Here is a 12,209-nt window from a genome sequence, read left to right on the forward strand (position 1 = left end):
TATCTCCTGAAGGGTGCGCGCTGTTTCCGCGCGCACCGATTAATTCGCTGGCCGGCTTGCCCGACGTTTATTGCGGCCACGAGAAGACACGGCGCAGAGGGTCGTAGCGGGCAGCTTCCAGTGCCGCCGGTGTGAACATGTTTCCCTTCGAGAGCGAGCGGTTCGCCGCATAGTCGCCGGACAGGGCCTGGCAGCGATCCGTGATCGGGCGGATGCGCTTCTCCCACGCGACGAGCGCATCCTCGACTGAAGCGCCCTCCTCCAGGTCCTGCGACAGGCTGAAGGCGTTGACCATCGCGCAACCGGCACCCTGGGCAAGAGCCGGGCACATGGCATGCGCGGCATCACCCACAAGGGCGACCTTGCCTCTTGTCCAGCTATCCAGCTTGGTCGTTTCGTACTTGTCGTATCGGGCGGTTTTCAGCTTGGCCGCCTCGACCAGGCACGGCTCAAGGAAAGGAAACATCTCGACCCAGACTTCGAGATCGATCGGAACGGCGGATCCGCGAGGATCGGCGGCCGGAGCCATCAAGCCCAGATAGAGTTCATTCTCATTGCAGGGCGAATAGAGAATGCGCTGAACACGTGGCCAGAAGTTCCACATGTCGATGGTGTTGTCCCACTCGCCATGACCGAGCTCTTTCTTCATGCGCGGGACAATCAGCCGGATGAGACCATCTTTCGAAACCCATCGATCCTTTTTGAAGCCGATGGAATCCCTGACCTTGGAGCCGACGCCATCGGCGCCGACGATCAGATCGGCTTCGAGAACCTCGCCGGTCTGAAGCGTCAGGCGACCTTCCGGATCGGCGGCGACCGTCTCGGAATTGACGCTTATGTCGACACCAAGCGCACGAGCGCGGTTGACCAGGGCATCGTGCAGGTGGCTGCGCGTCATGATGCGCCAGGGCAGACCGTTGAAAGTCTCCTTGGAGACCGACTTGTTGTGCATCCAGGTCTCGTAGGTCGGAGGCGTGTGCGAACCCTGGAGAACATCGTCCAGGGCGCCCAGTCCTTCGAGCACGCGAAGGCCATTGTGCCAGAGATAGATGCCAGCGCCGAACGCCCGCAGCTCCGAGCTCTTTTCGTGCAGCCTGACGTCCCAACCGATCTGCTTGAGAGCGATGGCGGCGGTCAGGCCGGCAAAGCCGCCGCCGGCGACTTCGGCGCGACGCGTTTTGCCCGGAGTTTTGTTTACATTGGCCATTTTCTATCCTGATGCTGCGTACAAGAAGACGGCGCGCTTGGCCGTCAGGCGTCTATGAAGTTGGTGATGGCTTTCAGCGTGATCTCGGGAGAGACCTCGTTGACGTAGTGGTCGGCGCCCGGGACGACGACGACAGGCAGATCGGGCCGCAGCTGGCTTGTCTTGGACAGCGCCGCCGCCGAAACCAATTTGCTCGTCTCGCCGCGAACGATGAGGACAGGCTTCGTCACGTCGCGGTAGGCCGGCACCAGGTCCGCTCGCAGGCCCTTGGCGGTCTGCGCCATCGCCGCGGGCGAGGCCAACGGACGCAATCCGCCGTCGACCGGCTGATAGCCACTTTCGGCCCTGATCCTGATGGCGGGAGCGGGAATGTTCGGATAGCGGCCGGCGAGATATGCTTCGACAGCCCCGACATCCTCGAAAAGCTGGCTCCCCGCGTTCACCCGCGCTTCCAGCGCGTCCAACGCTTCGGTCTCGATGTACGGCGTAAAGTCGATTGCTATGACCGACCGCACCAGATCCGGGTATTTCGCCGCGGCGGTGACGGAATTCCTGGCACCAAGCGAATGTCCGACGAGGACGGGAGGGCCGCGATCGAGCGTGCGTATCAGGCCGGCGATGTCTTCCGCGTAGTCATTCGCCTCGTAGCCGGTTTCCGGCTTGTCGCTGAGGCCATGCCCCCTCTGGTCAACCGCAATCGTCGTAAACCGATCCGAGAGCCGGGCCATCAACGGCTCGAAGACGGCGGAGTTGGAAGTGATGCCATGGAAGAACAGCATCAACGGGCCGCTGCCCCTCTGGCGCACGTTCAAGGTGATGCGGCCAATGTCGACCCGTCGCGAGATGAAGTGGTCGGAAGCTACCTCTGCCGCCATGTCCATGATCCTCGCCTCCGCTGCTCGTCTCCTGCAAAAGGATCATACAGCCCGAAGCGCGTCAAGCAGATTGTCTGACATTCTTGCAATCTTCAGATTTGACAATCAGGCCATCCTGCTGTCAAATTTCAACGGCGTGGCGTATGCTGCTTCAGCTTGCGACTCAAAAGCCCATGAGACGTTATCGATGCCCCCAGATTTGAATTTGCGAATTTCGCCACGGACCGTGCAACGGGAGACCGTCGACAAGTTACGGCTGGCGATCTTCTCCGGATTGTTTCAGCCGGGAAGCCGCCTCATCGAAAGTCAACTGTGCACACAACTCGGCATCAGCCGCCCCTCGCTGAGGGAGGCTTTGCGCAGTCTTGAGGCCGAGCGCCTGATCGAGATCGTGCCCAACCGCGGGCCGTCGATACCGGCGCTTTCATGGGAGGTGGCAACCGCCATCTACGAGGTTCGAGAGCTGTTGGAAGTCGAGGCGGCGGGACGATGCGCGCTAAGGATTTCGCCGGAACAGTTGCGTGAACTCGAGAAATCTCTTTCCGCATTCGAAGAGGCGGCATCGAGCAATGACAGCCTGGCGCAGGTGATGACCGCCGCGGACTTCTATTCCATCATACTCGCGAATTGCGGCAACCCGATCCTGGAGGAAGTCCATCGCGGTCTTGTGGCCAGGATCAGCTTCTTCCGAGGACGATCGATGTCCCTGGAGGGCAGAGCACAAAGCAGCCTGGCGGAGATGAGGGAGATCTTCGAATCCATCGCCGCCGGCGACGAGAAGGCCGCCCGCAAAGCCTCGAAACAGCACGTCCTGAGGGCGAAAGCGGCGGCGAAGATATCCATGGACCACGGGATTTGAGCTCTTCGATGGACTGTCGTTCCATCTGAAGACTCGACGTCCTTCATGACGTTTTCGGATCGGCCGAACGTAGATCAGTGCGCGGCCTTCTTCATGTCGGTGTCAGACATGCCGGCCATCGAAGCCGGCAAATGGCAGATGGAGTGATGATGACCAGGGCCGATGTCGAGCGTAGACCGAATTGCGATATCGTCATCGTCGGCGGCGGTTCGGCCGGGACGTTGCTTGCCGCGCGACTGAGTGAAGATCCGGACAGTCGAGTTCTGCTGATCGAGGCGGGCGAAGAGGCGACGGACCCCGACATCTGGAACCCCGCCGCGTGGCCGGCGCTTCAGGGCCGCAGCTACGATTGGGACTATCGCACGCAGCCGCAGGCCGGCACCGCGGGCCGGGTCCATCATTGGGCGCGCGGGCGGTTGATCGGCGGCTCGAGTTGCCTGCACGCGATGGGCTACATGCGCGGTCATCCCTCGGATTTCCAGGCCTGGGTCGACGCGACCGGGGATCGCCGCTGGGGTTGGGATGAACTGCTGCCGGTTTTCCAGGCTATCGAAGACCACCCGCTTGGCGGCGACGGCATTCACGGCAAGGGCGGACCATTGCCGATCCATCTGCCGGCTGACGAAGTCAGTCCGCTTGCTTGTGCCTTCATCGAGGCAGGCGCATCATTGGGTCTGCCTCGCCTCGAGGGCCATAACAGCGGAGCGATGATCGGTGTCACCCCGAACTCCTTGAACATTCGCGATGGGCGGCGGGTCACAGCGGCGGACGCCTGGCTCACCGGGGCAGTTCGAGGCCGCGAAAACCTGACCATCCTTACGGGATCCCGAGTGCGGCGGCTCAATTTGGAACGCAATCAGGTCCGCAGCCTCGAGGTCGCAGGGCAACAGGGTCCGGTCGAAATCTTTGCGGATCAAATCGTGCTTTGCGCCGGAGCGCTGGAAAGTCCGGCTTTGCTGATGCGTTCGGGGATCGGTCCGCGTGATGTGCTCGATGCCGCGGACGTTGGCTGCCTGATCGATATGCCTGAAATCGGTCGAAACCTTCAGGACCATCTGCTTGGTGCCGGCAACCTTTATGCCGCCCGCAAGCCGGTGCCGCCGTCACGCCTCCAACATTCAGAGTCGATGGCCTATATGCGCGCCGACGACTTCGCCGCTACCGGCCAGCCTGAAATAGTCGTTGGTTGCGGCATCGCGCCGATCGTGTCCGAATGCTTCCAGGCACCTGCCGCCGGCACGGCCTACTCGCTGTTGTTCGGCATCACCCATCCGACGAGCCGCGGCAGCGTGCGCATAAGTGGGCGTGAGCTCGGCGATCCCCTGATCATCGACCCGGCATATCTGCAAACCGGCCGCGACCGCGCGCTGTTTCGCAAGGCACTCGAGGCGGCACGGACAATCGGGCATGGAGATGAACTCGCCGGCTGGCGAGAGCGCGAACTGCTGCCAGGCGCGCTGAACAGTGCGGCCGAGATCGACGACTTCATCGCGCGATCGGTCATCACGCACCATCATCCCTGCGGCACATGCAGGATGGGCAAGGACCCGGACGCCGTCGTCGATGCAGATCTACGGCTGAAGGCGCTCGACAATCTCTTTGTCGTGGACGCGTCGATCATGCCCAGCCTCACCGCGGGACCGATTCACGCCGCGGTCCTCGCGATCGCCGAGACCTTCGCTCGACGGCACCGGGAAATCCTACAATCCTGACCCGAAGGGCTCGCGTCCGGCCCGACAATGCCATCTCTTCTTCGTTCTCGTGCGGACGACCCCAACAAGGGCCAGAATTTCGGAGCCATTGCGCGGTTAGTTTTTGCTTGTGAACACGCTGGCGGATTGTAGCTTGCTCATGAGCCGGTCCGACAGAAGGTGGTCCGCGAGATGATCTACATCCTCATGGATGCGCCGTGCCGCTGAAAGCAGCCACCCATATCGAGGCCATGTCTGCCTTCGCGCTTGCGAATTTCGGCGGCTATGACCGGCCGACCCTTGCCCAGAACGAAAGCGCCTTTCCACCCAGCCCCAGGGCGATTGCCGCCGGCCGGGACGCGATTGCCCGCAGCCATCTCTATCCCGATCCGGACTGGACAGCGCTGCGCGAAGCGCTCGCACAAGCCTACGGGGTCGAGCGCAGCCTGGTCTTGTGCGGCGCCGGTTCGATGGACCTGATCAGTTGCACCGTCGCGGCGTTTGCCGGGCCAGGCGATGAGGTGCTGGGCACCGCCTTTGCCTATAATTTCGCCGCGTCCGCCGCCGCGCGTGTTGGTGCAGTCTACGTCAAGGCAGAAGAGCGCGATCTCACCGTTTCGATCGACAACATCCTGGCTGCCGTCACGCCAGCAACGCGTATCGTCTTCGTCTGCAATCCGGGTAATCCGACCGGCACCCGTATCCGCAACAGCGAACTGCTGCGGCTGCGCGCGGCGTTGCGGCCGGACGTGCTCCTCGTAATCGATCAGGCCTATGGCGAATTCGACGACCAAGACCCAGGACCGATTTTTGCGCTCGCCGCGCGTGGCGATACGGTGGTGTTGCGCACCCTCTCCAAAGCCTATGGCCTGGCCGGCGCGCGCGTCGGCTGGGGACTGTTCGCGCCTTCGGTCGCGGCTGAAATGCGCAAGATGCAGAATTCGAACCAGGTCACGACACCGAGCCTGGCAATGGCCGTCGCGGCCGTGCAGGACCAGGCCTATATGCGCGAAACAGTGGCCCGCACGGCCGTGATCCGCGATCGGTATGCGCATGATCTGCGGTCTGCCGGCTACCATGTTCCCGAAAGCCGGACGAATTTCGTACTGATCCGCTTCTCCAGTGCAGCCGCCGCAGAAGCCGCCGAGAGAACTTTACGCGGCGCCGATATCATCGTGCGCAGCCTGGGCGGCTACGGCCTCACGGACTGCTTGCGCGCGACGGTCGGCCCGCAAGAGATAATGGATCGAGCACTGCACATACTGATCGACATGCGCGGCGGATAGTTTTGGCGACCGCATGTCTTACGACTGAATCCTGGGGAGATTGAGAGATGCCGTATCTGCCTGTCCGTGACCTTATCGGCTATGGCGCCAAGCCTCCGGCCGCTGAGTGGCCCGGCGGCGCCAAACTGGCACTCAACATCGTCGTCAACTACGAGGAAGGCGCAGAATACAGCATCGGCGAGGGCGACGGCGTCTCCGAGGCGATCCTGTCGGACCTTGCGGTGTCCCCGGCAGTGCCCGGCCTGCGCAACCGCAACATGGAATCGCTCTACGAATACGGTTCGCGCGTCGGCGTCTGGCGGCTCGCTTCGCTGTTTGGCGAAAAGGGCATCGTTCCGACTTTCTATGTCGTCGGCAGGGCGCTGGAACTCAATCCGGCGGCCGGCAAGGCGATCGCCGCACTCGGCAGCGACATCGTCTGCCATGGCTGGCGGTGGATCGACTACGCGCCGCTGAGCGAGGCCGAAGAACGCAATCACATTGCGATGACCGTGGACACCGTCCAGCGCCTGACCGGCATTCGCCCGCTCGGCTGGTACACGGGCCGGCCCAGTCTCAACACCCGGCGGCTGGTGGCGGAGCATGGCGGCTTCCTGTTCGATTGCGACGACTACAATGACGACCTGCCCTATTTTGTCGACGTCGATGGCAAGCGGCACCTGGTCGTCCCGCACAGTTTCGACAACAATGACAGCCGCTTTTCGCGCGGCTCCGGTCTGGAGACCGGCAGCCAGTTCTTCGAATATGTCAGCGATGGCGTGGACTGGCTGCTGGCCGAAGGCGGGCACACACCGCGCATGATGACCGTGTCGCTGCACTGCCGGCTGGCGGCCCGGCCGGGCCGTATGATCGGGCTCGCCCGCTTCCTCGACAAGATCAAGGCCAATCCGGACATCTGGATCTGCCGCCGCTCCGACCTTGCCCAACATTGGCTGGATCGGTTCGGCGGCTGACAATGCACCCGGCGGCATTGTTTTGACGCAATTCCGGACGGAAAACCGCTTCGCACTTTTCCTGGAATTGCCCTGGCCGCCGGCAACACCCTACTTGTTCGGAACCTCGTAGACCTTGCCGTGCCAGGGTGCCGCATCGATCTGGTCTAGCGCCATCACGTAGAGCTCTTTCTCTTCGGGTCCGAAGGCGAAATTCGGCATGGATGGCGATGGCACCGAAAGCGTGCGCAGCAGCTTCGCATCCTTGTCTACGACGACAATCTTGCCTGGCGCGTCGAGCGAGCGCGGGCTCTGGCCGATATACATCTCGCCGGCCTTGTCCATCTTGATGCCGTCAGGCCAGATATGCGGCTGGTTCGGGAACAAGTCGTCAAGGCGCAGGAAGACGCGGCGGTTGCTCAGGCTATGGTCGGGCTGGACGTCGAACTCGATGATCCTGTTATCCTCGGTCTCGACCAGGTACAGGATTTTTCCGTCGTTCGACATGACGAGGCCATTGGCATTGTGCAGGTCGCCGGCAACCTTCTTCACGCTGCCGTCCTTGCCGATGTAGTAGGCCGAGGCGTCGATCAGCGGTCCGCCCTTGCCGGAGCCGGTGAAATAGATGCCGCCATCCTTGTCGGGCGCGAAGTCGTTCGGCCCGCTGAACGGATTGCCGTCCGTGTCCTTGTCATAGGCCGGCAGTGTCTTGCCGTCAGCGGAGATGCGGCCGATCGAGTTGCTGTCGTAGCAGGTGACAAGGAACTCGCCAGTGGTCGTTGGTAACACCGCCGATGGGCCACAACCGTCCATCTTCCAGAAGATCGCGTTCTTCTTGCCGTCCCATACGTCCACGGTACCGCGGCCATATTCGACGTAGAACAGCTTGTCTTGATACCAGATCGGACCTTCGGCGAACCACGCGTCTTGATTGATAACCTTGACGTCTCCCGCATGCGCGGAGGATGTGAGGATCAGGGCAAACAGGGTGCCCAGCAGATGCCGTTTGATCATGCGATTCCCCTTTGTTTTCAGACGGTCAAAATCTTCCTCGTTCAGCTTCGCCGGCGTCTCCGGCCGGCTACGGTTTTCGTCAGTTGGTTCACTGGGCGAACGGATGGCCGAACCTCTATGAGCGCAGCCGCTTGCCCTCAGGATCGAAGGGCGGATGCGGCAGCAGGATCGCCTCATGCGGCCTTCCCAGTATGGCGACGGAGACCTTGTCGCCGGCCCTGGCGGAGCCCGCCTTGACATAGCCGAGCGCCAGCGACTGCTCGACGAAATAGCCGTAGGCGCCTGAAGAGACCTGGCCGATCGGCGTGCCGTCGGCGAGGAAGATCGGCTCGCCGCCGGTCGCGTCGGCATCCCTGGCGTCGATCGACAGCATGATGAGTTCGTCGCGCGCCGGCTTGCCGGCGATGGCGGCATAGGCCTCGCGGTTGAGGAACGCGCCCTTATCCATTTTGACAAGGCCGTCGAACTTGACCTCCTGCGGCCAATATTCGGGCGAGTATTCGCGGCTCCAGCTGCCATAGCCCTTTTCGACCCGCAGCGACATCAGCGCGCGCGACCCGACTGGTCCGGCGCCAACTTCGTTGCCGGCCTTGAGCAGCGCGTCGTAGAGCTCGACCTGGTCGGCGACCTTGCAATGCAGTTCCCAGCCAAGGTCGCCGGTGAAGGATACCCTGAGCGCCACCACATCGATGCCGGCGACGGTGATCCGGCGCGACTGCATGAAGGGGAATGCCTCGTTCGACAGATCTTCATTGGTCAGGCGCTGCAGCAAGTCGCGCGAACTGGGTCCGGCCACGTTGAAGCCGCAGAGGTCCTCGGTGCGCGAGCGGAAGGTCGTGCCCTCGGGCAACGGGACGGCCTTGAAGAACCTTTGGTGGAAGCGCTCGGCCATGCCGGAACCGACGACCATGAATTCGTCGTCGGCGAGCCTGGTCACGGTGAAGTCGCCGGCAATGCCGCCGCGCTTGCCGATCAGCGGCGTGAGGCAGGAGCGGCCGATCCTTGTCGGCATGCGGTTGGCGAACAGCGCATTGAGCCAGGCCTCGGAGCCGGGACCCTTGACCTCGTATTTGGCGAAATTGGAGATGTCGATGATGCCGGCGCGTTCGCGCAGCATACGCGCCTCGCGGCCCACCGGTCCCCACCAGTTCTGGCGCGTGAAGCCGATCGTCTCCTCGCTCGGCTCGCCCTCGGCGGCGAACCACAACGGGTGCTCCCAGCCGAAATTGAGGCCGAAGACGGCGCCGATCTGCTTCTGCGTTTCATAGGCAGGCCTTGTCCGCACCGGCCGCCCGGCGGCGCGCTCCTCATTGGGGAAATGGATCTTGAAGCGATGGCTGTACTGATCCTGGACGCGGGCCTTGGTGAAGGCCTTGCCGGCCCAGTGGCCGAAGCGCGCCATGTCCCAAGCAAACATGTCGAGCGAAGGCTCGCCCTCGATCATCCACTCGGCCGCCAGCTTGCCCATCCCGCCCGACTGCGAGAAACCGGGGATGATGCCGTTGCAGCAGAAATAGTTGCTGAGTTCGGGCACCGGTCCGAACAGCACCGCGCTGTCCGGCGACCAGATCATCGGTCCGTTGATCACCTTTTTGACGCCGGCGGTGCCGACGGCCGGGACGCGCGCAATCGCGCGCAGCATGTTCTCCTCGATACGGTCGAGATCGTCGGGAAACAGTTCGTGGCCGAAATCCAGCGGTGTGCCGTCCTCGGCCCAGAATTTCATCTTGCGCTCGTAGGCACCGATGAGCAGCCCGAGGCCTTCCTGGCGAAGATAGTACTCGCCGTCGCGATCGGCGACCGAGGGCAGGCGGCGGCCCATGGCGGCGATTTCCGGAATGGTGTCGGTGACGAAATACTGGTGCTCGGTGGGGATCAGCGGCAGTTGCAGGCCAGCCATCGCGGCGACCTCCCTGCCCCACAGGCCGGCGGCGTTGACCACCCATTGCGTGTGGATGTCGCCCTTCGGCGTGCGCACGATCCAGCTGCCGTCGGGTTGCGCCTCGGTGGCGGTGACCGGCGTGAAGCGATGGATCTCGGCGCCGCGCTGGCGCGCGCCGGCGGCGTAGGCGGCGGTGACGCCGGACGGATCGACATTGCCGCCTTCCGGCTCATACATGATGCAGCGTATGCCGTCGAAATCGACCAGCGGGTGCAGCCGCTCCGCCTCGTCACGCGCGACCTCGTAGAAATTCATCTTGTAGCGCCGCGCCTTGGCTTCCTGCAGCCTCAGCTGATGCTCGCGCGCCTCGGTCTGGGCGAGATAGAGCGAGCCCGGCTGGAAGATGCCGCAGCCCTGGCCGGTCTCGGCCTCCAGCTCCTTGTAGAGCGCCATGGTGTAGTGCTGGAGGCGGCTGATGTTGGTGGAATCATGCAGACCGTGAATGTTGGCCGCCGCGTGCCAGGTCGAGCCGGAGGTCAGTTCGCTGCGCTCCAGGAGAACGACATCCGTCCAGCCGAACTTGGCAAGGTGATAGAGGATCGAGCAACCGATCAGACCCCCGCCGATGACGACGGCTTGTGCATGGGTACGCATGTTTCTTCCCTTTGTTCGGCGACTTTTATCTTGGCGTTTGATTTAGCTGATGGGTCAATCGCAGTCGCCCGGCGACTTCAGGGGCGCAACATGCGCCCCTGAGATATTTGCTGTGACCGGCCGGCCTAGGCCTTGTCGAGCCAGACCTTGTCCAGCTGCAGTTCGAATGTCTGATGCATGCCGAGGTTCTTCACATAGGTTGCGTGGTGCCGGTAGAGCGAACGCCAGAATGCCTGGATGAGGATGCCGGAGTCCTGCAGGATGAGTTCGACGTCCTTCATCAGTTCCTTACGTTTGTCGACGTCCGCCACGGCGAGCGCCGCGTTGAGCTTCTTGTCGAATTCCGGATTGGCGTAGCCCGACTCGTTCCAGGCCTCACCGCTGCGATAGGCGATCGCCAGCACCTGGACGCCGAGCGGCCGCATACCCCAGTCGGTGGTCGACCACGGATATTTCGTCCAGTCGTTCCAGAACGACGAGCCCGGAATGATGGTGCGCTTGACCTTGAAGCCGGCCTCGCGCATCTGCGCGGCGACGACGTCGGCCGGGTCCTTCACATAGTCCGCATCGTAGGAGATCAGTTCGAATTCATGATCCATCTGGCCGGCCTCGGTCATCAGCGCCTTGGCCTTGGCAATGTCGCGCGGAACTTTCGGCAGGGCGAAATATTCCGGATGGATCGGACAGACATGGTGGTTCTCGGCGACTTGGCCCAAGCCGCTGTAGCCGAGCTTCAGCACCGTCTCATTGTCGACCGCGAGCTGGATGGCATTGCGCACGCGTTTGTCGTCATACGGCTTGTTGGTCACATTGGTGCGCAGCACGATGGTGCCGGCGGTGACGACCTGCTCCTTGACCAGGCCCATGCCGTCATAGAGATCGACCGTGCCGCCCACCGTCTGGTAGTTGCAGTCGATCTCACCAGCCTCGAAGGCGCTGCCGATGGCGGGGTTGGAGGCGTCCGATCCGTAGTCGGTCCAGTCGACGCCGTCGAGATAGGGCTCGCCGCCGAACCAGGTGAAGTCCTTGCGCCGCCGCACCGAGGCCGACTCGCCGACCTTGTACGAGATCAGCTCATAGGGACCGGTGCCGGGCGTCTTGAGCATGTCGGCGCCGTTCTTGTCGAAGTCGCGATGGACGATGACCGCCGGATAATCGGAAAAGCCCGGAATGATGGTGACGTCGGACTGATGGCATTTCAGCTTCACCGTGTGGTCGTCGACCTTGGTAATGGCGCCGGCAGCGGCCTTCTTGGTGGCGGGATCGATCAGAGAGCTCATGCGCCCGGCCATCGAATTGCCCTCGGCCGCCTTGTCGCACCAGCGCTCGATGTTATGGACGATGTCGTCGGCGTTGAAGTCGTCGCCGTTCGACCACTTGACGCCCTTGCGCAGATGCAGCGTGTACTCGGTGGCGTCGTCGCTGACTTCCCAGCTCTCGATGAGATGGCCCTCGAAGGTGAAGTCGGTGGTGTAGCGGATCATGTAGTCGTTGCACTGGCGCATGACGTTGGCGATCTCGGACCAATCCCAGGAGCGCGGATCCTTCATGTCCTTGATGATCATCTGCATCTTGAGGATGCCGCCCTTCTTGCCGGGCACGATCGCCGCGGCCTTGGCCGGGGCGATGCCGGCCATCGAATAGGCGAATGCCGTGGAAGCGCCCATCGCGCTTGCCATGGCCAGGAATTCGCGGCGATCCATCCTGCCGCTTTTGACTTCGGCTGCGTAGCTTTCGATGACCGCCGGGACGCGATCACCGTTGCTCTTGAACATTGTCATCGTTGTTCTCCGGTTCAGGGCTTTCCGC

At 62.7% G+C, this 12,209-nt stretch carries 9 protein-coding genes; 4 read left to right on the forward strand and 5 right to left on the reverse strand.

Annotated elements, in window-relative coordinates; genetic code table 11:
* Nucleotides 1–67 precede the first annotated feature (67 nt).
* Both JN279_RS33875 and JN279_RS33880 read right to left on the reverse strand, forming a co-directional pair.
* A complete protein-coding gene (locus JN279_RS33875; RefSeq protein WP_096454324.1) occupies nucleotides 68–1,207 on the reverse strand; it encodes an FAD-dependent oxidoreductase in 1,140 nt (379 codons plus the stop codon).
* Between the two features lie 44 nt (nucleotides 1,208–1,251).
* Complete coding sequence (locus JN279_RS33880; protein WP_096454322.1) at nucleotides 1,252–2,088, reverse strand: alpha/beta fold hydrolase; 837 nt, start codon at nucleotides 2,086–2,088, stop codon at nucleotides 1,252–1,254.
* Here JN279_RS33880 and JN279_RS33885 point away from each other — a divergent pair.
* The 4 genes from JN279_RS33885 (at nucleotide 2,081) to JN279_RS33900 (ending at nucleotide 6,871) form a co-directional block, all read left to right on the forward strand.
* Entirely contained in the window at nucleotides 2,081–2,941 is an 861-nt protein-coding gene (locus JN279_RS33885) for a GntR family transcriptional regulator (RefSeq protein ID WP_244734272.1), read from the forward strand. The two genes, JN279_RS33880 and JN279_RS33885, sit on opposite strands and share 8 nt — an antisense overlap.
* A gap of 131 nt (nucleotides 2,942–3,072) precedes the next feature.
* The gene (locus tag JN279_RS33890; RefSeq protein ID WP_096454320.1) at nucleotides 3,073–4,653 is read left to right on the forward strand and encodes a GMC family oxidoreductase; all 1,581 of its coding nucleotides are present in this window, start codon (nucleotides 3,073–3,075) and stop codon (nucleotides 4,651–4,653) included.
* A 197-nt stretch (nucleotides 4,654–4,850) separates the two neighbouring features.
* Nucleotides 4,851–5,918, forward strand: coding sequence for a pyridoxal phosphate-dependent aminotransferase (locus tag JN279_RS33895; RefSeq protein ID WP_244734274.1), 1,068 nt, complete (start codon nucleotides 4,851–4,853; stop codon nucleotides 5,916–5,918).
* 47 nt (nucleotides 5,919–5,965) lie between these two features.
* Nucleotides 5,966–6,871, forward strand: a complete 906-nt coding sequence (locus tag JN279_RS33900) for an allantoinase PuuE (RefSeq protein WP_096454318.1) — start codon at nucleotides 5,966–5,968, stop codon at nucleotides 6,869–6,871.
* Nucleotides 6,872–6,961: 90 nt separating this feature from the next.
* Here the strand turns inward: JN279_RS33900 and JN279_RS33905 are convergent, their stop codons facing one another.
* The 3 genes from JN279_RS33905 to JN279_RS33915 form a co-directional block, all read right to left on the reverse strand.
* Complete coding sequence (locus JN279_RS33905) at nucleotides 6,962–7,864, reverse strand: SMP-30/gluconolactonase/LRE family protein (protein WP_202351379.1); 903 nt, start codon at nucleotides 7,862–7,864, stop codon at nucleotides 6,962–6,964.
* A gap of 115 nt (nucleotides 7,865–7,979) precedes the next feature.
* Nucleotides 7,980–10,400 (reverse strand): GcvT family protein, encoded by a 2,421-nt coding sequence (locus JN279_RS33910; protein WP_202351380.1) that lies wholly within the window; start codon nucleotides 10,398–10,400, stop codon nucleotides 7,980–7,982.
* A 125-nt stretch (nucleotides 10,401–10,525) separates the two neighbouring features.
* The gene (locus tag JN279_RS33915) at nucleotides 10,526–12,181 is read right to left on the reverse strand and encodes an ABC transporter substrate-binding protein (RefSeq protein ID WP_202351381.1); all 1,656 of its coding nucleotides are present in this window, start codon (nucleotides 12,179–12,181) and stop codon (nucleotides 10,526–10,528) included.
* Between the last annotated feature and the right edge of the window lie 28 nt (nucleotides 12,182–12,209).

Source organism: Mesorhizobium sp. 113-1-2 (assembly GCF_016756475.1).
GTDB classification, from domain to species: Bacteria; Pseudomonadota; Alphaproteobacteria; order Rhizobiales; family Rhizobiaceae; genus Mesorhizobium; species Mesorhizobium loti_C.

Excerpts from the sequence above, each read along its gene's own strand:
- JN279_RS33875 (WP_096454324.1), bottom strand. The coding sequence starts at position 1,207 with ATGGCCAATGTAAACAAAACTCCGGGCAAAACGCGTCGCGCCGAAGTC.
- JN279_RS33885 (WP_244734272.1), top strand. The coding sequence starts at position 2,081 with ATGTCCATGATCCTCGCCTCCGCTGCTCGTCTCCTGCAAAAGGATCAT.
- JN279_RS33880 (WP_096454322.1), bottom strand. The coding sequence starts at position 2,088 with ATGGACATGGCGGCAGAGGTAGCTTCCGACCACTTCATCTCGCGACGG.
- JN279_RS33890 (WP_096454320.1), top strand. The coding sequence starts at position 3,073 with ATGGCAGATGGAGTGATGATGACCAGGGCCGATGTCGAGCGTAGACCG.
- JN279_RS33900 (WP_096454318.1), top strand. The coding sequence starts at position 5,966 with ATGCCGTATCTGCCTGTCCGTGACCTTATCGGCTATGGCGCCAAGCCT.
- JN279_RS33905 (WP_202351379.1), bottom strand. The coding sequence starts at position 7,864 with ATGATCAAACGGCATCTGCTGGGCACCCTGTTTGCCCTGATCCTCACA.
- JN279_RS33910 (WP_202351380.1), bottom strand. The coding sequence starts at position 10,400 with ATGCGTACCCATGCACAAGCCGTCGTCATCGGCGGGGGTCTGATCGGT.
- JN279_RS33915 (WP_202351381.1), bottom strand. The coding sequence starts at position 12,181 with ATGACAATGTTCAAGAGCAACGGTGATCGCGTCCCGGCGGTCATCGAA.